A 23,729-nucleotide genomic window follows, 5' to 3' on the forward strand; every position below is an offset into this window, starting at 1 on the left:
AGGCCTTCGCAAATATTGGTTGATGCTGGGGTGCGTTTTGGCAGGCACATCGATGGCCTGCTTAGCCCTCACTCGAAGTGAGATACCATCCCCGCACAACACAGGCCCGTGGTTGTTTGGTCCTTCCAAAGCACGCTGGACTGTGACTGAGTTCGCGGATCTGGAGTGCCCCTACTGCAAGACGTACACACCTGCGTTGAAAACCTGGATACAGCAGCAGAAGGATGTAAACCTGCAGTGGCATCATCTGCCACTGGATGTGCACGGTCCGACCGCATTACACGAAGCCAAGCTCGCTGAATGTGCGGGGGCGCTTGGTGGCGCACCTGCCTTCTGGCAAGCCATTGACCAGATTTTTGACCGGACCCGTAGCAACGGTGAGGGTTTCAATGGGCATCTGAACGTCGTTGATGTTACTTACCAGGACTTATTGTCCTGTGCAGCTACCGACAAAGTGATCGCCCGGCATGTTGGCCAACAGGTCGAGGAGGCCCTCAAAGCGGGCATTACGGCAACTCCTACTGTGATAATTAAAGACAACACGACTGGCAGCTCCGTAAAGCTTGAGGGACCAGCTGACGGGGTATTGTTATTATCAGCTCGTGATTGGCTGGCTCAAAAAAAGAGCTGCGACGCTCTGCAAAAGTCGAACGTTAAATCACTTAGCCATTGTCATTAAATGAGCTTGCATTCCATTCATACATTTTCATGCCCGGCATGTCCTACGCGTGGGCCGAAAGAGACAGCGCAAATACGGTGTTTGCAACTGCAATCAGGGTCAGTTTCATACGACTTTTTCTTGAGGATTGATGGGCTCAACTGAGAGGTGCCGGCGACGCATCAGTCGATAGGCTGCCGGAATGACAAACAGCGACAGCAAGGGCGCGGTAATCATGCCTCCAACCATGGGTGCCGCAATTCGGCTCATCACCTCGCTGCCGGTCCCGCTGCCCAGCAAAATGGGTAACAAGCCAGCAATGATGACAGCCACAGTCATGGCTTTGGGCCGAACGCGCTGGACAGCGCCTTCACGAATCGCGGCCATCAGCCCGTGCTCGGTCCTATCGCCGAGGTCTTCACGCTCAGCCCAGGCGTTCTTCAGATAAAGCAGCATAATTACGCCAAATTCGGCAGAAACACCGGCCAAAGCGATAAAGCCGACACCAGTGGCGACCGACAGGTTGAATCCCAATAGATAGAGAAACCATACCCCACCAGTCAGTGCGAATGGCAGAGTGGCCATGATCAGCAAGGCCTCATCGAAGCGAGCAAAGGTTAAATAAAGCAGCACGAAGATGATCAACAGCGTGGCAGGCACCACCAGCTTGAGTCGTGCGTTGGCCCTTTCGAGAAATTCGAACTGTCCTGCGTAGCTCAGGCTCATACCAGGCTGCAACTTAACCTGCTCGCTGACGACCCGTCGTAGATCGGCGACTACCGAAGCAATATCCCGTCCCCGCACGTCGATATACACCCAGCCTGAAGGTCGGGCGTTCTCACTCTTAAGCATCGGCGGACCATCGCTGACCTTGATCTTCGCAACGGTGCCAAGAGTGATCTGGCTGCCTAGAGGGGTATAGATAGGTAACTGCTCCAGAGCGCCGAGTGAATCCCGCCACTCACGAGGGTAACGTACGTTAATTGGGAAACGAGCCAACCCTTCAATCGTCTCCCCGACGTTTTCACCGCCGATTGCGCCGGCCACGATCGATTGCACATCGGCAATATTTAACCCATAGCGGGCCGCAGCTTTACGATCGATATCCACATCAATATAGCGGCCACCGGTCAGTCGTTCGGCCAACGCTGAACTCACACCTGAGACATCCTTGGCAACACGTTCGATGGCTTGGGTGACGGCATCGATCTCCGTCAGGTTGGTACCGGCAACCTTCACACCAATAGGGCTTTTTATGCCAGTGGCCAGCATGTCGATGCGGTTACGAATCGGCGGTATCCAGATGTTGGTCAATCCTGGGACACGCACCGCTTGGTCTAGCTCCTCAACGAGCTTTTCCTGGGTCATGCCTGGGCGCCACTGTTCGTGTGGTTTGAATTGGATGGTGGTTTCGAACATTTCCAAAGGTGCTGGGTCAGTCGCGGTTTCAGCGCGGCCGGCTTTGCCGAAAACGTGTTCGACCTCTGGAACTGTCTTTATCAGACGGTCAGTCTGTTGAAGCAGTTGCGCGGCCTTCTGCGCCGATAATCCAGGCAGAGCTGATGGCATATAGAGCAGGTCCCCTTCGTCCAGCGGGGGAAGAAACTCACCACCCAGACGAGAGATCGGCCACAACGCGCTGACAAAGACTAGCAACGCAACCAGCAGCGTTATTTTAGGTCGATGTAATACGGCGTCCAGAGCGGGTTCGTAGATCCGGATCAACCAGCGATTTAGCGGATTCTGCTGCTCATTGGGAATTCGTCCACGAATCCAATACCCCATCAACACCGGTACGAGAGTTACCGACAGTCCAGCCGCTGCGGCCATAGCGTAGGTTTTGGTGAACGCCAATGGACCGAATAGACGTCCTTCCTGAGCCTCCAGCGTGAACACCGGAATGAACGACAGGGTGATGATCAGCAGACAGAAGAACAATGCAGGTCCTACCTCGGCAGCCGCTTCAGTCATCACGTGCCAATGACGTTCACCTTTCAGTTCCTCCCCAGGATTGGCCACGTGCCAAGCCTCGACCTTCTTGTGGGCATTTTCAATCATCACCACGGCAGCGTCGACCATAGCGCCGATGGCGATGGCAATCCCGCCAAGGGACATGATGTTGGCGTTGATACCCTGATAGCGCATCACGATGAAGGCGATCAGCACCCCAACCGGCAGGGAAATGATTGCCACCAGAGATGAACGCAGGTGCCAGAGAAAGATTCCGCAGACCAACGCGACGACGATGAACTCTTCGATCAGCTTGTGGCTGAGGTTTTCCACGGCACGATCAATCAACTTGCTGCGGTCGTAGGTGGTGACGATTTCAACCCCCGCCGGCAGACTGCTTTTCAGCTCGTCGAGTTTGGTTTTGACCGCCGCAATGGTTTCACGAGCATTCTTCCCGCTGCGCAGAATCACCACGCCGCCGACGGTCTCACCTTCACCGTCGAGTTCGGTAATGCCTCGACGCATCTCAGGCCCTAACTGAATCGTGGCAACATCGCCCAACGTGACCGGCACACTGCCCGCGCCCAGTTTGAGCGGGATGGCGCGAAAGTCATTGAGCGTCTTTAGGTAGCCGGAAGCTCGTACGATGAACTCTGTCTCCGCCATTTCCAGCACGGCTCCACCGGTTTCCTGATTGGCTTTGCCGATCGCCTCGGTCACCTCAGACTGCGTGATACCCAAGTTCGCCAACTTTAGCGGATCGAGCTGGACCTGATACTGTTTGACCATGCCACCTACGGTGGCAACTTCCGCAACGTTCGGCAGCGTCTTGAGCTCGAATTTGAGAAACCAGTCCTGTAGGGCTCGCAGTTGCGCCAGATCGTGCCCACCGCTGCGATCAACCAACGCGTACTGGAAAATCCAGCCAACGCCAGTGGCATCAGGTCCTAAGGCTGGCTTAGCACTGGCTGGTAGGCGGCTTTGTATCTGGCTCAGGTATTCCAACACCCGCGAGCGGGCCCAGTACAAGTCAGTTCCGTCTTCGAACAGCACATAAACGAAGCTGTCGCCAAAGAAGGAGTAACCGCGCACAGTCTTGGCCCCAGGTACCGAGAGCATGGTGGTTGCCAGTGGATAGGTCACCTGGTTTTCGACGATCTGTGGGGCTTGGCCTGGGTAAGGTGTACGGATAATTACCTGAACATCCGACAGGTCTGGCAATGCATCGATGGGCGTACTTTGAACCGCCCAGATCCCCCATGCCGTGACGAACAGCGTCGCCAGCAACACAAGAAAGCGGTTGGCCACCGACCAGCGAATAAGGGCCGCAATCATGGCTGGCCCCCAGAGCGTTCCAGACGTTCAACACGCAGACCATCGTCCGTCTGGCTAACAGCGATCCGAACCTTGTCGCCCGTTTTTAGGCCCTTCATCAGAGCAGGAGTGGCGAGAGGGAAAGTCATCGTCATGCCTGGCATACCCAATGTCTTGAAGGGACCGTGGGCGAGCGTGACTTCTTTGTCGTTGATCTCAACGATCTGACCATCGGCCTCATGCAAAGCGCCAACGGGCATAGTAGATGGCGAAACGTCCAATGAGCTTGCGACAACGCCCTTGAGACTGGCCTCCGAGTCGAGCAGGAACTGGCCAGAGGTCACCACTTTCTGCCCCTCTTCCAAGCCTTTCAATATCGCCGTCTTGCCATCGTTATCCTGGCCTAGCTGCACCTCCACCGGGCGATATCGACCAGCGTCTTCAGAGAGCATGACCAACGCACGTCGACCGGTACGAATGACGGCCTCGCTCGGCACCCACAGAACACTTTGCTCCGTTGAACGATTGAGGCTTACCTGTGCGGTCAAACCTGGTCTGAGTCGGCCATCTGGATTGGGTAACTCAACTCGAACGCGAAGTGTGCGACTGTCCGAACTGGTTTCCGGAAGAATCGCACTGACGACGCCCTTGAGCACAACTCCAGGGAATGCGGATAAACGCGCTTCAGCTGCTTGCCCTACTACGATTGACCCAGCTTCCGCCTCTGGTACAGCCACGGCCAGCCAGACACTGCTCAAACCATTAACACGAGCCAACGTCTCGCCTGCGGCCACCGTCATACCTTCACGCACACTCAGCTCTTGAAGCACACCACCAATAGGGCTGGTCAGCGTCAGGTTCGATTGAACTTTGCCAGTGCGCTCAACTTGAGCAATTAACGTAAGTGGCATTCCGGTTAGCCGCAGTCGCTGCCGGGCCGCTGTCAGCAAGCCAGCATCGCCACTACGCTTGAGGGCGAGAAATTCCTCCTGAGCAGCTGCCCACTCCGGCACCAAGATATCTGCCAAGGCGGCATTCGCTTTCAGCACATCACCAGGTGCGTGGGCATACACACGCTCGACAAAACCCGCTGTACGGGCCTGAATGACTGCAACGTCCCGTTCGTTGAAGGCCAGCACACCTACCACGTTCAGTGTCGAGGCAAATACGCCTCGACTGACACTAGCCAGTCGCACACCAAGGTTCTGAGTCAGGCTTGGATCAATTCGAATGGCAGCGCTGTCCCCCTTGGTATCTGCGTATTGAGGGATCATCTGCATGTCCATGAAGGGTGACTTACCCGGTTTATCGAATTTCTGTTGTGGGTACATGGGATCATACCAATACAGAACTTTTCGATCGGCAGAGGCTTTGGGTTCATGATCCGGTACGACACCAGCTACTCCGCTCATTCGCGGTTGGGCTAACCAGTAACCCCCGGCAACACCCAAGGCAATCGAGATGCCGATGATTAAAGTCCCTTTCCATAATTTAAAAATCATTGAGCGGACTCCCCGTAAGAGAAATACAGGCGAGCGCTGGTCAGGGCACGTTGCTCTTCAACGTCAACCTGCTTGAGACGGGCTTCGATGAGTTCGCGTCGGGCGGCAACAACCGAGTTCAAATCACCCTTGCCGGAGCGGTAGCTGGCCATCGTGAGTTCGACCTTTTCTTTAGCCAACGGCAACAAGCTTTCCTGATTACGGCTGACTGCACGATTGAGGCGCTCGTAGTCAGCCAACTCATCCTCCAGTTGCTGGGTATGCTCGCGTGACAGGGCTTCGCGCTCAGCCTCAAGCTGGTTTAGTTCGGCGTGCTTGGCCGCAATCTTGGGGTTTTGCCGAGAGTTAGGGAACAGCGGGAGATCCCATGAAAACTGCACGCTGACCATGTCACCGAATTGTTGGCCTCGGTGCTGATAATCGAATTCCCAGCTCCAGTCAGACTGCTTTTCCGCCTCAGCTTCACGGATCTTGGCTTGTGCTTCACGGGTCATCGGCACAAAAGCCGCTAATTCGGGGTGATGTTGCAGCTTATGGGAGTAACCTGAGGTCTCAATAGGCCAATCAGGCAAACCGCCTACCGGTTTGTCATCGGCGGCAGGGCCAATCCAGCGCTTGAGGGCGGCCCGGGCCTGTGCACGTTGACGAACTAAATCATCCTGCTGCTCAGCCAGTTGAGCAGCTTCCTGTTTAGGTGTCACCGCATCGGCGGGTTGGGCTCGGCCACCCGCAATCTGAGCTCTGACGGTATCGGTCAGAAGACGGTTTTCTTTGTAGAAGTCCTGGAACAACGCATCTTTACGCTCAACCGAGTAGCTTCTGATCCAGGCTAATGCCGTGGACTGTCGGACGTTCAGACGCGCCACTCGACGCTCGGCTGACGCTCGATCAACAGCCGCATCCGCGACCTCGATACGTGCTTTGCGCTTGTCGCTGTTGGGCATCTCCTGCCTAATCCCGACCACTTGCATGGTCATGAAGTCCTGGTCGATGCTCCATCTGTCGGGTCCACCAATGGGGTAGTTCTGCACGCCCAGCAGTAGCTTGGGATCGGGTAGTTCGCCGGCGGGAATGGCCGCGCTAGTGGCTGCTTGAATTTTGGCGTCTTGTGCGGTCAACGATGGTGCATTGTTTTCGGCCAGACGCAGCGCTTCATCGAATGTCAATGCGCTAGCGAAGCTCGGCAATGCAAGTACGCTTGCCGCCAGGCCGGCCAGGAAGGACCAACCTGTGCAACAGCACTTGGAGTTCATGTTCACGATTCCTGTGATGATCCACCGCGCGCTTCATAAGACATGCGCGCAGATATGCCATCCCGCTAACGCGGAATGAGGCTCAGTGTGGTACAGGAATCAAGTACGTGGGGGTCGCCATACCCCTGAAGAGGTTTGTACGAGCGGGAAATGGCTGGAGAATGATAGAATGAGAGGACTGGACAGGGTGATAGGAGGCTTGATGATCGATACTTGCAACATGCCGCCAGTTTTGCATTCCTGACCGGGCTTACAAGGTTTGCCATGCTCGGTGGGACTTTTCATGTCGTGGCAGCAGTCTTGCCCCATACCATCCATCATCGCCATGCCCATGGTTTTCATCGGGCATGGTTCAATCGATGTCTGAACACCCGCCATCCCGCTGAGGGGAAGCGCCAAGCTAATCAGGAAAATTAGGCAAAACCGCAGGTAGCGTTTCATGAGCTGGAGTGTAGACGGTGCAAATGGCCCTTACAATTCACCCTTGAGACTCCTTAGTCGGCCATCACCAACCGCTATGCCGCGCTCATTTCCATGACCGGGCTTAAAGTACCTAACCATGCGACTAGACAAATAATGATGACTGCCATTGAAAATTCGAGCTTCATGCTACGGCGCAAGGCATTGACCGCGACAGCATAGTCTCCATTTCGAACAGAACGTTCCAAGAGCGGGCTTAGGTGAAAACGGTTGAGCGTCGCTAATACGATCATCCCGGCAAAGAGCAGGACCTTCAAAAATAGCAACTCGCCATAAGTGCTGAGCATCACCTCATCCAGATTTGGCCCAACGATAAATAGGTAGTTCGCCACTCCCGTAATGCTGATGATCACTACAATCACCGCGCCGGCCGATTCAAACCCTGTCAGTACCCGAGCAAGAATTCGTGCTTCTCGCTCACCTTTCAGTGATTTCAAACGCAGCAGCAGGGCAAATGCCGCTAGCGCACCCAACCAACCGCCTGCGGCCAAAAGATGGAAGATATCGCTAATAAAGTGCCAGTAGCGACGGCTCCCCTCGTCCATTGCTCCGTGCCCTGTCCATGCCAGCGTCGCTAGCGCAATCGCGCCACAGACAGTGACAATCCAAAGACTCAGTGTTGGAAAGCGCTTGTTCAGGGAAACGCCAATAATGGCCGTCACCAACGCCCCTATTCGGACCATCCAGGTCAAACCGACGTCAGTCCCCATGAGAACCATTTGAAAGATATGGTGATGTAGCTCCATGAAACCCGACACGCCACTCATTGCTTTCGCAAGTAACAACATGGCGGCAAGGGACAGAGCTACACCTACAGCAGAAGTACTGTAAAGAAGCGACTCAAAATTCAAAACTGTTCCCGATATTCTTTCTTTTCCCCTGAGGCTATAAAGACCAAAAATTGCCAGTCCAAATAACAGCATCAGGTCGAAATAAAGAGCAAAGCGAACAACGATATTTAATGAGTCGCTCATGAATCATTTCACTTTGAAAGAAAAGTTGCCGGTAATCGGGTGAGTGTCCGAGGAAACGGCACGCCATTCGACTTTGTAAGTACCCGTGGTCAATGGCGATGCGGGTGTAATAACCATCGTCTTCGGATCACCGCCACCTGCCACGTTAGCTTTTACGCCCATAGGTGAATTCGGCATACCAGGCATATCGGTCATAATCAGCTTTGCACCAGAGAACTGAGTCGTTAGATTCTCAGAAAAGTGCAGTTCGATTTTAGACGGAGCCGCCGCATCCGATCCTTCAGCGGGAGTAGAAGAAACCAGCTTTGGATGCGCCTGAGCAACTGCACTCAGAAGCAAACCCGCAGTCAGCGCAACAGCTACGGTGGTAGTTTTAAGGAATGACATGCAAGACTCCTGACAGCAAAAGCTGTTGGTTCTAGGTTTTTAGGGAATATCTAGTTTTTTACTTTTTGACGCTCGTTAAAACCACTGACGAATACCTAGCAAATTCCGTGTTCTAGGGCCGGCTGGACAGGGAGGAATCACAAGATTTCCAACGTCACAGTGCGAGTACACGATGCCACATGAACGCAAACTGTTCGATTACATTTCAGTCAGCTTGGGGCGGGTTTTTGGCACTGATCTGCCCGGATACGGCGCCAAATACGCGACTTTCTTTGGAACGCTCCAAGAGTTTTCTCTCATCCAAAAACGATCCTATTGAGCTAACCACATGTTGCCTGCATACATATGAACAAGGTGTCTTAGACCTTTCTTGCATCAGCACATGGGAGTTCAATATGAAAGGCTGTTATTCCGTTTAACGACGTACACCATATTTTTCCGTCATGCGCTTCAATGATAGATCGAGTAATCGATAAACCTAGCCCTGCATTACTTGGACTTCCTTCTCTGCGAGCTGGGTCCACGCGATAAAATCGATCAAACAGCTTTTCAAGATGCTCGGACGCAATGGGCTCTCCCGGGTTCTCCACAGAGACTGATATTGAAGTTCCTTTCTGCCGAATATCGACAGTAATACACTTTCCTTCGGGGGTGTACCGGAGCGCATTTGAGAGCAGATTAGAGATGGCCCTGTCGAGCATGAGTACGTCACCTCGGACGCTACCCCTGCCTGTGACCTTCAGGTCGATCCCTCGCTCATCAGCCAGCAAACGGTAGTACTCGAGTAATTTCTCTACTACTGCTACCAGGTCAATCGGTTTGTTTTCATGTGTAATTAGACCGTTATCTGATTTCGCTAGAAAAAGCATGTCATCAATCATACGTCCCATACGTTTCAAGTCATCAAGATTTGAGTACAGATTGTCCTCGTAGTCCTCAATATTTCTTTTTCTAGATAAAATCACTTCAGTGTGAGTCATCAAATTGCTAACGGGTGTCCGTAATTCGTGAGCAATGTCCGCAGAGAAGTTCGATAAACGAACAAACGCATCGTCCAGTCTAGATAACATTGCGTTGAACGAGAGCACCATCTGCTGGAGCTCTTGGGGAACGGGACCTAATGGAATACGCTCTTTGAGCGATTTAGCTGACATCGAAGCTGCTACCTGAGTGACTAGGCGAATAGGTCGTAGTCCACTACGCGCTACCATCCAGCCCAGTGCAGCACTGACCAGCGCGCTTATCACCAGTCCTATCCAAAACCATCGTTCAAGCGTCTCGAAGAAGGCCATATGTTGAGTAACATCAAAGATCAACATCACTGTCAATGGCTTGTCCTGCCCCGTCACTATGGCTTGCGCCGTCACGCCTCGAAATATCTGCTCCTGGTCTCGCCACTCCCAGACATTGCTGTTTGTGACCGTTCGGAAGTCTTCAGGAACTACGATCGGACCTGGGTCAGCAAACAGGAGCTTACCGTCACCATCGATGATAAGAGCTGTCAAATCACGATGAGCACCAAGCAGTGCCTCCAGCTCAGGCTTAACATCACTGAATTGATCAATGCTGTTCAACCCAGTCAAAATTCTTTGCGTCGAGTGAAGCTTTTCGTTCAGCGCCTGCTGATCCAGCATCTTGAAATGATGCCGGCTGAGGTTGTTAAAACTGAGTCCAGCGACGGTGAGCACAGCCGTTACAGCTAGCATGAACATCAGGCTCATGCGCGTAGTCAGGGACATTCGCTTCATTCCGACCCCGTCCCCGAATCCGGCGCATCCAGCATGTACCCCATGCCTCGAGAGGTGTGGATAAGCTTGACCTCAAAATCATCATCAATCTTTGCTCTGAGCCTCCTGACAGCAACCTCGATGACGTTAGTATCGCTGTCAAAGTTCATGTCCCAGACCTGGGAAGCAATAAGCGACTTGGGCAGAACCTCACCTCGACGACGGAGCAGCAATTCGAGCAACGCAAACTCTTTGGCCGTTAGATCTATACGTTTGCCTGCGCGGATAACCCTGCGTTTGAGGAGGTCCACCTCCAAATCAGCCAATTTCATATGGGTTTGGGAGGGGGCAGTGGTACCTCTACGCAGCAGCGTTCTGACGCGAGCCAGCAATTCAGAAAATGCGAAGGGTTTGATCAGGTAATCGTCAGCCCCCAGCTCAAGTCCTTTTACCCGATCCTCAACTCGGTCTCGCGCCGTGAGGAAAAGCACAGGGACATTTTTTCCGGATGCTCTCACTTTCTGAAGTACTTCCCAGCCATCCAGCCCAGGCATCATCACATCGAGAATCAGCAGGTCATACGCCTCGCTCAAGGCGTGCTGAAGCGCGTCTTTGCCATTGGTAAAACGATCAACATTGAACCCCGCCTCGGTGAGTCCTTGCTGCAAATAAATACCTATTTTGGGTTCGTCTTCCGCAACCAGAAGTCTCATGGGGATGGCTCTCGAATAATTGTGAGGCTGAGTCTGCAATGAAATGCCTCTGCCAACCAGCAACTGACAGAAAAGTAATATTGGCTTCAGGTAGATGTCAGCGAGTGCTGTCTAGGGTTCGAGCATGAGTACTTTCTGGTGCTCGACCGACTCTTAACCATGAAAGCTAGAGGAGCCGGAAAACAAATCAAAAAGGAGCTTCCTCATGAACCGTTTAAAAGTCCTATTCTTTGCTAGTTCGATACTCATCTCAGCATCTGCGTTGGCTGAAGGTGGTGCAGATCGGATTATGGAGCGCATGGAAAGCCTGCGCGATAAAGCCGAAGCGACCTTGGTACAAGCTGAAAAAGCTCCTGAAGGGCAGCGCCATGTTCACATGGCCGAGCATATGAAAATACTGGGCGAGATCATGGGCCAGCTTCATCTAGATCATCCAAAAGCATCAATGTCACCTCAGGAACATCTCGCCTGGATGGAAAAACACGACGCCATGGTTGATGACGTTTTGAACCAAATGCAGCGCGAGCACAAACTGATGCTTTCTGAGAACCATCAGTAACCGAATAACTCCTACGGGGCTCTCTGAACCGCCCACTAGACACGGCGTCATCTGGGCGCCGTGTTTTCTCAGGAAAACTGACAGAAATGTAGTGTTCAAGTCAGTTAACGCTCAGCTCTATCCCTTTAGCATAGCTAGTATTTTCCACTGGCTCTCGAGGTCACCATGAAAACTAAGCTCATTACTCCAGTTATTGCGGCAATCACCCTACTCCTCGGCGCTACGGCGATGGCCAGCGTAGGTCATGGGAAAGAGGATATCGGTCAGCCTGGAGTCGCCTCAGAGGTCACTCGCACGGTTGATGTAGAGATGGGTGATATTTTCTTCAAAACTAAAAGCATCGACGTAAAGCCCGGTGAAACGGTTCGCTTTGTACTTCACAACAAAGGGGCGTTGCTGCACGAGTTCAATATCGGCCAAGCCGCTGCTCACGCGGCGCACCAAAAAGAAATGGCGAGCATGTTCCAGAATGGAACGCTTACACCCACCGGAACTGGAAAAATGTGGGGCAACATGGGCCATAGCATGGGAGGCATGAAGATGGTTGGAATGGAACACAACGACCCGAATAGCGTGCTGATCGAGCCAGGGGCAACCAAGGAGTTGATCTGGACCTTCAACAACACAACTGGACTTCAATTTGCCTGCAACGTGCCAGGTCATTACCAGTCGGGGATGGTCGGTCAATTTGACTTGAAGTAAGCCTGAACCGACCGCTAAAACCGCGTCGACGCAAGAGTTCGCTATGCTCTGAGGCAGAGATCAGAGCAACACGCTCACACACGGGGTCTAGATCATGGATAAGCATCAGCATCCGGCTGGAAGCACCTCCCCACCATTTTGGAGGCGCAAAACAGGCGTTGTACTGATCATGCTCATTGCGATCGGTGCCTTTTACGGGGTGCGGGAACATTTCACCCACGTTTATCCGTATTTGCCCTACCTCATCCTGTTGATCTGTCCATTGATGCATTTTTTTGGACATGGACATGGCGGACATGACCATGGCGATCAGGCAGGAACCAACAAGGAAGAGAAATAGCTATGCCCACTCCACCGAGCCACCACGATCACGGTCCCGCCCACGCTGCCTCACCCAATGACGGTGGTCTACGCGACCCGGTGTGCGGTATGGCGGTTATACCTCCAAGTAAATTTGGCGAGTCTTACCAAGGACAGACGTATCAATTTTGTAGCCAGAAATGCCAAGAGAAATTTCGGGCAGATCCAGAACGCTACATTGGTAATCATCCCAGCGCTGAACCCAGCAGCGCCGCTATAGAGCCCACGCTACAGGTAGCCACTGAGTTTACCTGTCCTATGCACCCGGAAATAAGACAGCCAGGGCCCGGCAATTGCCCTAAATGTGGCATGACATTAGAGCCCGTCATGCCCGCGCTTGATGACGATGACAAACCCGAGCTCCTGGATTTCACCCGCCGCTTTTGGTGGTCGCTGCCTTTAACCGTAATGGTGGCCCTTCTAGCCATGGCGGGTCACTCATTACAAATCTTCCATGGTTCGGTTCAAAACTGGATCGAGTTCGCTCTTGCCACTCCGGTCACCTTATGGGCAGGTTGGCCCTTTTTTGTAAGAGGCATAGCATCCGTTAGAAATCGCAGTCCAAACATGTGGACTCTGATTGGTTTAGGTACTGCCGCAGCCTATCTTTACAGCGTCGCGGCAACCCTATTTCCCCAAAGTTTTCCCACCACCTTCATGCAAGATGGACGCATCGGCGTCTACTTCGAAGCCGCTGCGGTCATCATCTCGCTCACCTTGCTTGGGCAGATTCTTGAGCTCAAAGCACGGTCACAAACCTCCGCCGCCATTAAGTCCCTTCTTGGCCTATCTCCCAAGACTGCACGCAGGATCAACGCCGATGGTCAGGAGGAAGACATTCCTCTTACCCATGTTCACTTGGGAGACCATTTGCGGGTCAGACCTGGTGAAAAAGTGCCAGTTGATGGCTCTGTACTCGAGGGAGAAAGTGCGGTGGATGAATCCATGCTCACTGGTGAACCTGTGCCGGTCATGAAAAGAGCAGGGGATAGTCTGATCGGTGCCACGCTTAATACTCATGGAAGCTTGGTGATGGAGGCGCGAAAGGTCGGCGCTGACACCATGCTGTCGCAGATAGTACAAATGGTCGCACTAGCCCAACGCTCCAAAGCGCCCATGCAACGAATGGCCGACTCGATCGCCGGCTACTTTGTGATGGCGGTTATCGCGATTGCGTTGCTGACCCTCATAGGTTGGGGACTGTTCGGCCCGGAACCCAGCTGGGTCTTCGGCCTGATCAACGCTGTCGCCGTGCTTATCATCGCTTGTCCCTGTGCTCTGGGTCTGGCAACGCCCATGTCGATCATGGTTTCGACGGGTAAAGCCGCCAGTATGGGTGTGCTGTTCAGAGATGCCAGTGCCATCGAAAACCTTTGCAAGATCGACACACTGATTGTCGATAAAACGGGAACCCTGACAGAGGGACGGCCGGTATTTCACAGTGTGGAGGCCACACCAGATTTCAACCCACGCGATGTGCTTCAACTGGCCGCTAGCCTTGATCAAGGCAGCGAACATCCTTTGGCACACGCCATCGTCGATCACGCCCGAACTGAAAATATTGCGCTCACCAAGCCTGAATCGTTTGAGTCCGGCTCAGGGATTGGGGTGAGTGGTCTCGTTGATGGCAAGAAAGTACAGCTGGGCAACACTGCACTGATGGAAGCTGCCGGCGTGAGCACAAAGGTCTTACAAGAACGTGCAGAGTTGTTGCGCCTTGAAGGCATCAGCATCATCTATCTAGCAGTTGACGGGGTCTTGGCAGGATTACTAGCGGTCTCAGACCCGATAAAACCGACCTCTAAAGAAGCAGTCACCAAGCTTAAGGCTGATAACGTAAAAATCATCATGGCCACGGGAGACGGGCTCACCACCGCACGTGCTGTCGCCAAGGAGATGGGTATTGAAGAGGTTCATGGTGAAGTGAAACCTCAGGACAAGGAGCGCCTGGTGGCGGACCTCCAGCAATCCGGTCGAAAGGTTGCCATGGCCGGCGACGGTATCAACGACGCACCGGCCTTGGCGCGAGCAGATGTGGGCATTGCCATGGGTACAGGGACTGACGTCGCGATGAATAGCGCGCAGCTCACGCTGGTAAAAGGCGACCTGATGGGGATTTTACGGGCACGGGCACTTTCGGTTGCAACGGTAAAAAACATGCGGCAAAACTTGGGGTTCGCCTTCCTTTACAACTCAATGGGTATTCCCCTCGCCGCAGGCCTGCTCTATCCACTGACGGGGCACCTTCTGTCTCCAATGATTGCTGCGTTAGCCATGAGCGTCAGTTCTGCGTCTGTAGTTTTCAATGCTTTGAGGCTGAGGAATACCCGAATTGAATGAGCGTAACCGATGCTCACAGCCCGCTATACATAACTCTTGACCTTACCGTGGTGTCAACGTTGATCTTGTTGTTGCGGTGAAAATAGACTGCTCAGCACAAGAGGAATAACCATGTTCGTCTTAAACGTATCAGGCATTGGTTGCGGTAGCTGCGTCAGCAAAATCACCAAAGCAATTCAGTCACTGGACAGCGAGGCTATGATTTCCGTGGATCGCGCAGCAGGTAAGGTAAGCGTTGAAAGCAGTGAAAACCCAGAGCAAGTCCGTAAAACTGTCGAAGCACTCGGTTTCCCTTCCCAAATCAGCGCCTGAGGCGCTGATTCCCTCGCTGGGTAAAGTTTATTATTCACCTCGCAGAGCTTTAAGTAGCCCCTTAAATGCTCCATTTAATCTAGTAAAGGCGGTTTCGAAATGAATTTCATTTTCCGTATACTTTGCGACCTCGACCTGTTGATCCACAGTATTTTGATCAATGGAAGGTTGGTTCGGCGTACTGTAAAGCAAAGCACCGCCGTGAATATCACTTACTAATTCGTTTACGGCAATATGTTTTGGGTTTGTTGTTTTTAAAGAGAACGGAGTAGCCAAACCTCCTTTTGTTTGGCTAGCCAGTACAGCAGAAAAGTCCAAGTCCCTGGCCTTAAAGTTAGGAGTGTCGGCATTAGCGATATTATTGCTAAGTACCTCAGCTCGTTGGCTGCGAAAACGTAATGCTCTTTCTGCGGAGCCAAGCGCTTTGTCAAAATTAATACTCACCGGTGGCCACCTTTAGTTACGCTGCCATTTAATTCCCACCTATCGAACACTCAAGTGCTTAACGTAGTGCGTCCGAGCCGATGTATGATTTCAGCGAAAAACTCAAAAAACGCCACGCCATCGTGCAGTGACCGGAAACTTACAACGCCGCACAGGTAAATTTTAGATGGTGGATGGAGGTTATGTGTCGTTGGATAGCTTAGACCTTACGGACTAATCACTCTGCATCTCAAGAGAAATATCGCAACCTGACACAACTGTAATATTGGCCTAAGCTTCCTGACAGGGGATGAGTCTTATAGTCCTATTGAGCCTCAAGCTCACCCCCTAGAGTCAACGACTGATGTGGATTCAGGGGTCACCAATAATCATCCGAGGCCCCCCAAATGAACCCTATCAAAACCTTGTTCGTCATCGCGGCTCTGACCGTCTCTTCTTTGGCTATGGCTGAAGGGGGTGGTGACCGGACTTTCGCACGCATGGAAGTGGCCAGGAATAATTCGATGGAATCGTACCGAGTAGCTCAAACGCAAAATGCCCAACATCCCGTCGCTGAAAGCAAAGCCAAGGCGATGGATCACAAGAATTGCTAAATAGCTAGCCCTCCAAGCTGACAGAAATGTAATCACTGCGGTGGTTTAAATGTGGCAATTTCTGAGCTCGCTTGCCGTAAGAGTTTGTCTTTTGTGACGGTGGGCAAAGCTGATCCGGGCAACTCATGATCGGTTGTTTCGCACGGCTTCCCTTTTGACTGATTGGAAATAAACGGCATGCATTCCAAAACCTCTAGACGGACATTCGTAAAAGGCTTGGCCGCTGGTGGCATTCTCGGCGGCTTTGGCCTTTGGCGCACTCCAGTATGGGCGGTGACAAGTCCAGGTCTGCCGAGCGTACTCACCGGCAATGAATTTGATCTGTTTATTGGTGAAACACCTGTAAACATTACCGGCTCGCCGCGAACAGCCATGACCATCAATGGATCATTGCCAGGACCTTTGCTGCGTTGGCGCGAAGGAGAGACAGTCACCCTGCGTGTAAAAAACCGCCTGGACCAAGACACCTCAATCCATTGGCACGGGATCATTCTGCCGGCCAATATGGACGGTGTACCTGGCTTGAGTTTCCATGGCATCGCACCCGACGGCATGTACGAGTACAAGTTCAAGGTTCATCAGAATGGTACGTACTGGTACCACAGCCACTCGGGCTTACAGGAGCAGGCAGGGGTTTACGGGCCAATCGTTATCGACTCGAAAGAGCCTGAACCTTTTCAATACAACCGCGACTATGTGGTGATGTTGACTGATTGGACCGATGAAGATCCTAGTCGCGTCATGGCCAAGCTTAAGAAACAGTCGGGCTACTACAACCACCATAAACGCACCGTTGGTGATTTTATCGACGATGTCAGTAAGCAAGGTTGGTCAGCTACAGTAGCTGACAGGAAGATGTGGGCTGAAATGAACATGAGCCCAACCGACCTTGGAGACGTCAGCGCAGATACTTACACCTATCTCATGAATGGCCAGGCGCCAAACGGTAACTGGACCGGTATTTTCAAGCCGGGTGAGAAGCTACGACTACGCTTTATCAACGGCTCGGCGATGAGCTATTTCGACGTCCGCATTCCTGGTTTGAAAATGACCGTTGTGGCCGCCGACGGCCAACACGTCAACCCAGTGAGTGTTGACGAATTCCGCATCGCCGTAGCTGAAACGTATGACGTGATCGTAGAGCCTGCCAGTGAAGAGGCTTACACCATCTTCGCCCAGTCTATGGATCGGACGGGTTATGCACGCGGAACCCTCGCTCTTCGTGAAGGGCTAGTTGCTCAGGTACCTGCTATAGATCCACGTCCAATCGTCACTATGGATGACATGGGGATGGGCGGTATGGCTGGTATGGACCATGGCAGCATGGCTGGTATGGGCGGCGCAGAGAAGACACCAGGTGACATGTCCGGCATGGCGGGCATGGCGGGCATGGACCACAGCAAGATGACCGGTATGGACCAAAGTGACATGACCGGGATGACCGGCATGGACAGCGGTGACATGACTAACATGGCGGGCATGGATCACAGCAAGATGGCTGGGATGGGCAATGGTGATATGTCAGGGATGGCTGGCATGGGTGGTATGGGTGGAGAAATGCAGACACACCCTGCCTCTGAAACCAACAATCCCCTGGTTGATATGCAAGCCATGAATCCAACGCCAAAGCTAAGTGATCCGGGCATAGGCTTGCGGAACAATGGTCGTCGAGTGCTCACTTACTCCGACTTGAAAAGCACTTTCCAAGACCCTGACGGCCGCGAGCCAAATCGTACCATCGAGCTTCATTTGACCGGTCACATGGAGAAGTTTTCGTGGTCGTTCAACGGCATCAAATTCTCTGACGCCGAACCGCTGCGCCTGAAGTATGGCGAGCGTCTGCGCATCACCTTGGTGAACGACACCATGATGACACACCCCATCCACCTTCACGGCATGTGGAGTGACCTTGAGGACGAGAACGGCAAGTTCATGGTGCGCAAGCACACGATCGATATGCCACCAGGTACCAAACGCAGCTATCGAGTCACCGCTGATGCCTTAGGCCGTTGGGCATATCACTGTCACCTGCTTTTCCATATGGAAATGGGCATGTTCCGTGAAGTACGGGTTGATGAGTAAAGGAGACGATCTGTGAGCACATACCGAAATCGTAATTCCCTCGTGGGTTGCCTCTTTGCCGCTGTCCTGCTGGGTGGACTCTCGTCCACGGTGCTGGCAGAGGAAAATGGCAGCGACCATTCAACCACTGTTCCTGTTACAGCAACGGACAAGCCAGCAACGGCAAACGATTCGAAGCTAGATCACGGGGCGATGGACCATAGCCAGATGAGCCATGAGTCGATGGATCATGACCAAAAAACCAAAAAGGCAGATTGAGATCATGACCAGTAAGTTTTTACGCCCAACGCTGATGGCACTTGCAGTCTCTACCGGTCCAGCATTCTTTTTCATGGCTCAAGCCGCTGAAGAGATGGATCCGTCGATGGCGATGCCATCAAGTGCGGACGCAAAGTCTTCAACTGCACAAAAATCCAAACCCGCCAAACCGAAAGATGCCGCGATGGATCACTCCAAGATGGACCACGGCTCAATGGGAGCCATGGACCATAGCAAGATGGGGGCTATGGATCACAGCGATAACGGGCAAATGGACGGTATGGAAAGCATGGATGGAGGGGCGACTACCACAAGCCGAACCCCAATCCCCGTACTTACCGACGCTGACCGGGCCGCCGCTTTTCCAGACTTACCAGGCCATGGTGTGCACGATAAAAAAATTAACTCGTTCATCCTCCTGGATAAATTTGAGTACCAAGACGCTGACAACGGTAGTGCGCTGGCTTGGGATGCAAAAGGGTGGATCGGCGGTGACGTCGATCGCCTATGGTTGCGTTCGGAAGGCGAACGTACCAATGGCGTAACCGAGAACGCTGAACTTCAGGCTCTGTGGGGACACGCCATCGGTCCTTGGTGGGATGTCGTCACCGGCATTCGACAAGACTTCAAACCTGGGTCACCTCAAACATGGGGAGCGCTCGGTATTCAGGGCATGGCCCTCTATAACTTTGAAGCTGAAGCGACTGCTTATATTGGTGAGAACGGTCAAACCGCAGCTCGGTTTGAAGGCGATTACGACATCCTGTTGACCAATCGCCTGATCTTGCAGCCGACCGCCGAAGTAAACTTGTACGGGAAAAATGATCCTCAGCGCGGCATAGGATCTGGATTGGCCAACACCGAACTAGGCCTGCGGTTGCGCTACGAAATTACTCGTCAATTCGCACCCTACATTGGTGTTAGCTGGAATCGCTCATATGGTAAGACGGCTGACCTAGCCAGCGATGAAGGGGAAAAGACAAACGAGGCCCGGTTTGTAGCTGGTATTCGGATGTGGTTCTGAGCGATTTGAGCACTAGCCCTACGAATTCAAATGATCGGGGAGTTGGCTCCCCGACTCTAAAGTAGATCCTTCAATGTAACCTTTGCAGCGGCATGAACGCTTGAGTGGGGTTCTATTGCTTCGTAGAACATCTCGCCGTCTCCAAGGGAAAAGGAAATATTCATGACAGGTAGCTTCCGACTTTCAAGTCGATTTCTGCGTATTGCAACATTCGCTGCGCTGTTCATCGGCTCAACGGCTCAAGCGGCGCAGGCCCTGACCATCGATGTGCATCGAGATGCAAACTGCGGATGCTGCAAAAAATGGATTCAGCATCTTGAGGCCAATGGCTTCACCGTCATTGATCATGTAGAAACCAACATGAGTGCTGTCAAACAAGATCTAGGTGTCGCTCCACGACTCTCGTCTTGTCACACTGCGATGATCAACGGGAAGTTTGTTGAAGGTCATGTGCCAGTTGAGCAAATAATTGCGATGAGTAAGCGTGACGACCTTCTCGGGATCGCTGCTCCTGGAATGCCAGCAGGTTCTCCAGGAATGGAAGTCGACGGAGTACATGAGACCTACCAAATAATCGGCCTGACCAAAGCCGGCGTAGATCAGGTCATTGCTGAATACCCCGCAAACTAATCCCACCTCATCCATTCGGCCACAGCATGGTCCCAGCTCATGGCCATGCAGCGGGACATGCTATGTTGATTTCATTCTCAAGCAATACGCAAAGGACGATCAGCAACAAGCTGTAAAGGCGCGCCTGCGCCGAATCGGATAACCCCGTACCGCTGTCCTCAATAACAATTTGAGATGACGCCATGCTCCGTCTGCTGACAAGCACTGCGCATCTGACCACGATAGTGCTAAGTTCGGGTGGCGTTGCCACTCAGCTTGCCTTTCCGAATCTGGACATCTGTCTCGGCTGAAAGCGTAGAAAAGTTAAATTACAGTGGTTTGAGAGTTCTTTTTTTGCAGGCTTTTCAGACGCAGGGTCGCGCGTTGTACAGCGGCCATTTTTTCTGGACGCTTCATTCGTTTCCATTTTCTGATGTCTTCCTTGGTGCGACCGCAGCTGACGCACAGTTCGCTGTTCAACTGGCAGACAGAAGTACACGGATTCTCGATGTCCTTGGCCATTGGTCAATTCCTCGGCGAACTTATGCGAACTACGGGCTCATTGCTAAGCCTGAACGGCGACCTGATCGGGTGAAACAGCGCCCGGCTTCGTGCGGTACTCAACTGTCAGATGAGTGATCTCATGAACTGTCGCAAGCCGTTCTCGTATGTTTTGTGCATTCACTGCTGGGCTGCCTAGAACACTCACAATAGCGGCGCGGGCTTGCGGCCCTACCTGCCAGACATGAAGATCTATGATCGAAGCATCTCCCTGTCGCTCAACCAGTTCACGAATCTCTTCAGCGACATGATCATCTGTCTGGTCTAGCAATACACTCGCAGTCACCCGCATCAACGACCAAGCCCAGCGTGCGATGACAACTGCACCCACAATCCCCATTGCAGGGTCGAGCCAGACCCAACCAAGGTAACGACCAGCAAGCAGTGCTGCGATGGCCAGAACCGAAGTCAGTGCATCTGCAATGACGTGAATATAAGCAGAGCGCAGATTATTGTCATGACCATGTGCATGGTGAGATTCATCTTGGCCGTGGTCATGCCCATGGTGATGATTATGACCGCCAGACAGCAAAAGCGCGCTCACCACATTCACTGCTAATCCGACAATTGCGATAAGAGTCGCTGTCCCGAATTGCACTTGAGTCGGTTGAAAGAGACGAAATAGCGACTCTCCGGCAATTCCCAAAGAGACCAGTCCCAAAATCAGAGCAGATGCGAAGCCACCCAAGTCTCCAACCTTGCCAGTTCCAAAACTGTAGCGAGCATTTGAGGCATGTCTTTTTGCGTAACCGTAAGCAGCTGCGGCTATGCCAAGTGCTCCAGCGTGTGTTGCCATGTGAAATCCATCAGCAAGCAACGCCATTGAGCCAGTGAGATAACCTGCGGTGATTTCAGCAACCATCATTACGACGGTCAGAGCCACTACCCACAAGGTTCGCTTGGCGTTTTCTTCATGTGATTTCCCCAGGAACATATGGTCGTGGGAATAGTCGGTGTACGAATTACTCATCTGGGCAAATCCTATTTGGAATAGCGGCGAATGGCTTCGAGAAGCTCATCGACGCCTTTCGCTCTTTCTTCGTTGCTGAGTGTCGGATTCGCAACGTGTTCACGAGCGTGGTCTTCGATAATTTCATCCATCAGCCCATTGATAGCGCCACGGGCAGAAGCGACCAAAAGCAGGGTTTTCGAGCAGTCATCATCAGAGTCGAGTGCTCGCTCAATCGCCTGGACTTGCCCAGCGATTCGCTTTACACGCTTAAGAAGATTGTCTTTGCTTGATCTCATATGACCCATACCATACCCCCCCTACCTATATTGAGAGTATGTTCACACGTTCCAATCAGCCATACAACCCCAGGGACGCTCGCCGCCGGGATGGATATACCAACAGTTTCTTCAATCCACAAAAAAAGGCGCCACTAGGGCGCCTAAGCCGTCTCCAAACCAAAGGAGAAACAAGGAGACGGGGTGTATCGGGGATACCGGACAGTTGATGCCGATGGCTAATGCCCGTTAAAGGAGTTGCAGTGGATATTCAACAATCAGTCTGACCTCGTCCAAATCAGATTCGAAATCGGTAGCTCGTGTCGTTGCTTGGCGGACACGTAAAGACATGTCCTTCAGTGAGCCTGACTGGATGACATACTTAGCCTCGATGTCTCGCTCCCAACGCTTTTGGTCCTGCAATGGGGCACCGTCCGCTCCGCGACGCATGTACACGCTGTTTGCGTTGGAATAGTCCGCATCCCAACCCTTAGCGTAGCGGGTCATGAAGCTCAGACCGGGGATGCCGAAAGCCTGCATATCTAGATCGTAGCGCAGCTGCAAGGATTGCTCTTTCGGTGAGTTGAAATCGCTGTACTGAATGGAGTTATCCAAAAAAATTGAGTCGGACTGGCGAAGGTAGTCAAAGTCGTCGTTACCATTATTGCGCTGGTAACCAACGGTCACGGCGTGCGCTCCGAATTTGACCCCGGTCTTGCCGCTCCAGATCTTGTTATCGAAGCTTCCCAGAAGTTTTTCACCCTCATCAACCGCTCGGTAGTAATTAAAGCCGCCAATTAGCGATACGCTTTCTGAGAGTGGATAGCTCAATGTGGTGCCCGCGTAGTATTGGTTCCACACATCCTTGAATTGGCTGGTGTAAAGACTCACACCTACGTGTTCATTGACCGTGTAATCGCCCCCTAGATAAGCGATCCATGGAGCATCTACTACACCGGCGTAAAAAGTTGAAAAGCCGTCACGCATGCTACTGGAATTGGGTTGGCTCATCGCATGCAGCCGGCCCCCCTGAAGGGTCAGGCCTTTGATGCTGGTATTAGTGAACGTTGCACCCCGGAAACTCTCCGGGAGAAGTCGGGAATCCCCATAGGCAACGACAGGCGTCGATGGAAATACGTCGCCTACCTTGACGACTGTATCCAGGAAACGCACTTTTGCGGCCCCGCCTACTTTTGAGTAGGAGTCTTCAGGTTGGCCTTTGCTATTGTGCGGCAAGACATCGACTGAGCTACGGGCTCCCGAGCGACCATCACCTGAATCGAGCTTGAGGCCTTCCATTGCAAACGCATCAATGCCGAAGCCTACGGTACCTTGAGTAAAGCCTGATTCGAATCGGCCAATGATGCCATGAGCCCATTCGGCTGAGTAACCATTGCCCGTGGGGCTTGATTGACCCTTTCGATAATCACGATTGAGATAGAGATTCCGATTGAGAATACTAAAGGTGCTCCCCTCAATGAACCCTTCAGGCTTTTGCTCCACAGCTACTGCAACTTGCCCCATGCTCATGCCAAGGGAAATGAGAGAAAGACCATAAATGCTTTTATTGTTCATTTAACACTCCAGGCTTTAGCTTGGCAGAGTTTCTTTATGAAATATTTTTTATAATTATAAAAGCCACCAGCACGTGAGGATTTCTCCTACGTGCCGGCAGACATAATTTCATACAATAGATAACT

24 protein-coding genes are annotated in these 23,729 nt (G+C 52.5%); 11 read left to right on the plus strand and 13 right to left on the minus strand.

The window, feature by feature from the left end:
- The first annotated feature begins 22 nt into the window (after positions 1-22).
- The gene (locus tag P5706_RS29025) at positions 23-679 is read left to right on the plus strand and encodes a DsbA family protein (RefSeq protein ID WP_099313236.1); all 657 of its coding nucleotides are present in this window, start codon (positions 23-25) and stop codon (positions 677-679) included.
- A gap of 105 nt (positions 680-784) precedes the next feature.
- On the opposite strand, the gene P5706_RS29030 is transcribed toward P5706_RS29025, so the two are convergent.
- From P5706_RS29030 to P5706_RS29065, 8 genes are all read right to left on the minus strand, one after another.
- The gene (locus P5706_RS29030) at positions 785-3,943 is read right to left on the minus strand and encodes an efflux RND transporter permease subunit (protein ID WP_008437418.1); all 3,159 of its coding nucleotides are present in this window, start codon (positions 3,941-3,943) and stop codon (positions 785-787) included.
- Positions 3,940-5,424 carry an efflux RND transporter periplasmic adaptor subunit gene (locus tag P5706_RS29035; RefSeq protein ID WP_008437420.1) on the minus strand — a complete coding sequence of 495 codons (1,485 nt, stop codon included), beginning with the start codon at positions 5,422-5,424 and terminating at the stop codon, positions 3,940-3,942. Before P5706_RS29035 ends, P5706_RS29030 begins: the two co-directional genes overlap by 4 nt.
- Positions 5,421-6,677: a TolC family protein gene (locus P5706_RS29040; RefSeq protein ID WP_008437421.1), complete on the minus strand. Its 1,257-nt coding sequence runs from the start codon at positions 6,675-6,677 to the stop codon at positions 5,421-5,423. The genes P5706_RS29035 and P5706_RS29040 overlap by 4 nt, the downstream gene beginning before the upstream one ends.
- A 99-nt stretch (positions 6,678-6,776) precedes the next feature.
- A complete protein-coding gene (locus tag P5706_RS29045; protein WP_073844967.1) occupies positions 6,777-7,118 on the minus strand; it encodes a hypothetical protein in 342 nt (113 codons plus the stop codon).
- A gap of 74 nt (positions 7,119-7,192) precedes the next feature.
- The gene (gene copD, locus P5706_RS29050) at positions 7,193-8,131 is read right to left on the minus strand and encodes a copper homeostasis membrane protein CopD (RefSeq protein WP_008437423.1); all 939 of its coding nucleotides are present in this window, start codon (positions 8,129-8,131) and stop codon (positions 7,193-7,195) included.
- Between the two features lie 3 nt (positions 8,132-8,134).
- Positions 8,135-8,518, minus strand: a complete 384-nt coding sequence (gene copC / locus P5706_RS29055; protein ID WP_008437424.1) for a copper homeostasis periplasmic binding protein CopC — start codon at positions 8,516-8,518, stop codon at positions 8,135-8,137.
- Between the two features lie 359 nt (positions 8,519-8,877).
- The gene (copS, locus tag P5706_RS29060; protein WP_008437425.1) at positions 8,878-10,266 is read right to left on the minus strand and encodes a copper resistance membrane spanning protein CopS; all 1,389 of its coding nucleotides are present in this window, start codon (positions 10,264-10,266) and stop codon (positions 8,878-8,880) included.
- Positions 10,263-10,958, minus strand: coding sequence for a heavy metal response regulator transcription factor (locus P5706_RS29065; protein ID WP_008437429.1), 696 nt, complete (start codon positions 10,956-10,958; stop codon positions 10,263-10,265). Before P5706_RS29065 ends, copS begins: the two co-directional genes overlap by 4 nt.
- A 205-nt stretch (positions 10,959-11,163) precedes the next feature.
- Between P5706_RS29065 and P5706_RS29070 the strand changes: the two genes are divergently transcribed.
- The 5 genes from P5706_RS29070 (at position 11,164) to P5706_RS29090 (ending at position 15,231) form a co-directional block, all read left to right on the plus strand.
- Complete coding sequence (locus P5706_RS29070) at positions 11,164-11,517, plus strand: co-regulatory protein PtrA N-terminal domain-containing protein (protein ID WP_008437430.1); 354 nt, start codon at positions 11,164-11,166, stop codon at positions 11,515-11,517.
- A gap of 165 nt (positions 11,518-11,682) precedes the next feature.
- The gene (locus P5706_RS29075; protein WP_008437431.1) at positions 11,683-12,219 is read left to right on the plus strand and encodes a cupredoxin domain-containing protein; all 537 of its coding nucleotides are present in this window, start codon (positions 11,683-11,685) and stop codon (positions 12,217-12,219) included.
- A gap of 94 nt (positions 12,220-12,313) precedes the next feature.
- A complete protein-coding gene (locus P5706_RS29080; RefSeq protein WP_032899631.1) occupies positions 12,314-12,559 on the plus strand; it encodes a DUF2933 domain-containing protein in 246 nt (81 codons plus the stop codon).
- Between the two features lie 2 nt (positions 12,560-12,561).
- Complete coding sequence (locus P5706_RS29085) at positions 12,562-14,919, plus strand: heavy metal translocating P-type ATPase (protein WP_024073349.1); 2,358 nt, start codon at positions 12,562-12,564, stop codon at positions 14,917-14,919.
- 111 nt (positions 14,920-15,030) lie between these two features.
- Positions 15,031-15,231: a heavy-metal-associated domain-containing protein gene (locus P5706_RS29090; RefSeq protein WP_008437435.1), complete on the plus strand. Its 201-nt coding sequence runs from the start codon at positions 15,031-15,033 to the stop codon at positions 15,229-15,231.
- Positions 15,232-15,261: 30 nt separating this feature from the next.
- On the opposite strand, the gene flgB is transcribed toward P5706_RS29090, so the two are convergent.
- Positions 15,262-15,675 carry a flagellar basal body rod protein FlgB gene (flgB, locus tag P5706_RS29095; RefSeq protein WP_008437437.1) on the minus strand — a complete coding sequence of 138 codons (414 nt, stop codon included), beginning with the start codon at positions 15,673-15,675 and terminating at the stop codon, positions 15,262-15,264.
- Between the two features lie 386 nt (positions 15,676-16,061).
- On the opposite strand from flgB, the gene P5706_RS29100 reads away from it, so the two are divergent.
- The 5 genes from P5706_RS29100 to P5706_RS29120 all read left to right on the plus strand — a co-directional run bounded on the left by P5706_RS29100 (position 16,062) and on the right by P5706_RS29120 (position 20,262).
- Positions 16,062-16,268, plus strand: a complete 207-nt coding sequence (locus P5706_RS29100; RefSeq protein ID WP_019821302.1) for a co-regulatory protein PtrA N-terminal domain-containing protein — start codon at positions 16,062-16,064, stop codon at positions 16,266-16,268.
- Between the two features lie 177 nt (positions 16,269-16,445).
- On the plus strand, positions 16,446-18,350 hold the full coding sequence (locus P5706_RS29105; protein WP_008437439.1) for a copper resistance system multicopper oxidase: 1,905 nt from the start codon (positions 16,446-16,448) through the stop codon (positions 18,348-18,350).
- Positions 18,351-18,362: 12 nt separating this feature from the next.
- The gene (locus tag P5706_RS29110; RefSeq protein WP_024073347.1) at positions 18,363-18,608 is read left to right on the plus strand and encodes a hypothetical protein; all 246 of its coding nucleotides are present in this window, start codon (positions 18,363-18,365) and stop codon (positions 18,606-18,608) included.
- Positions 18,580-19,632 carry a copper resistance protein B gene (locus P5706_RS29115; RefSeq protein WP_008437443.1) on the plus strand — a complete coding sequence of 351 codons (1,053 nt, stop codon included), beginning with the start codon at positions 18,580-18,582 and terminating at the stop codon, positions 19,630-19,632. Before P5706_RS29110 ends, P5706_RS29115 begins: the two co-directional genes overlap by 29 nt.
- A gap of 162 nt (positions 19,633-19,794) precedes the next feature.
- Positions 19,795-20,262, plus strand: a complete 468-nt coding sequence (locus P5706_RS29120; RefSeq protein ID WP_008437448.1) for a DUF411 domain-containing protein — start codon at positions 19,795-19,797, stop codon at positions 20,260-20,262.
- A gap of 303 nt (positions 20,263-20,565) precedes the next feature.
- On the opposite strand, the gene P5706_RS29125 is transcribed toward P5706_RS29120, so the two are convergent.
- The 4 genes from P5706_RS29125 to P5706_RS29140 all read right to left on the minus strand — a co-directional run bounded on the left by P5706_RS29125 (position 20,566) and on the right by P5706_RS29140 (position 23,604).
- Positions 20,566-20,763 (minus strand): DUF1289 domain-containing protein, encoded by a 198-nt coding sequence (locus P5706_RS29125; protein ID WP_008437450.1) that lies wholly within the window; start codon positions 20,761-20,763, stop codon positions 20,566-20,568.
- Between the two features lie 43 nt (positions 20,764-20,806).
- Positions 20,807-21,772, minus strand: coding sequence for a CDF family Co(II)/Ni(II) efflux transporter DmeF (dmeF, locus tag P5706_RS29130; RefSeq protein ID WP_008437453.1), 966 nt, complete (start codon positions 21,770-21,772; stop codon positions 20,807-20,809).
- Positions 21,773-21,783: 11 nt separating this feature from the next.
- On the minus strand, positions 21,784-22,059 hold the full coding sequence (locus P5706_RS29135) for a metal/formaldehyde-sensitive transcriptional repressor (protein ID WP_024073346.1): 276 nt from the start codon (positions 22,057-22,059) through the stop codon (positions 21,784-21,786).
- Positions 22,060-22,278: 219 nt separating this feature from the next.
- Positions 22,279-23,604: an OprD family porin gene (locus P5706_RS29140; RefSeq protein WP_008432871.1), complete on the minus strand. Its 1,326-nt coding sequence runs from the start codon at positions 23,602-23,604 to the stop codon at positions 22,279-22,281.
- Positions 23,605-23,729 lie beyond the last annotated feature (125 nt).

The sequence above is a fragment of the Pseudomonas sp. ChxA genome, assembly GCF_030263855.1.
GTDB classification, from domain to species: Bacteria; Pseudomonadota; Gammaproteobacteria; order Pseudomonadales; family Pseudomonadaceae; genus Aquipseudomonas; species Aquipseudomonas fluorescens_CB.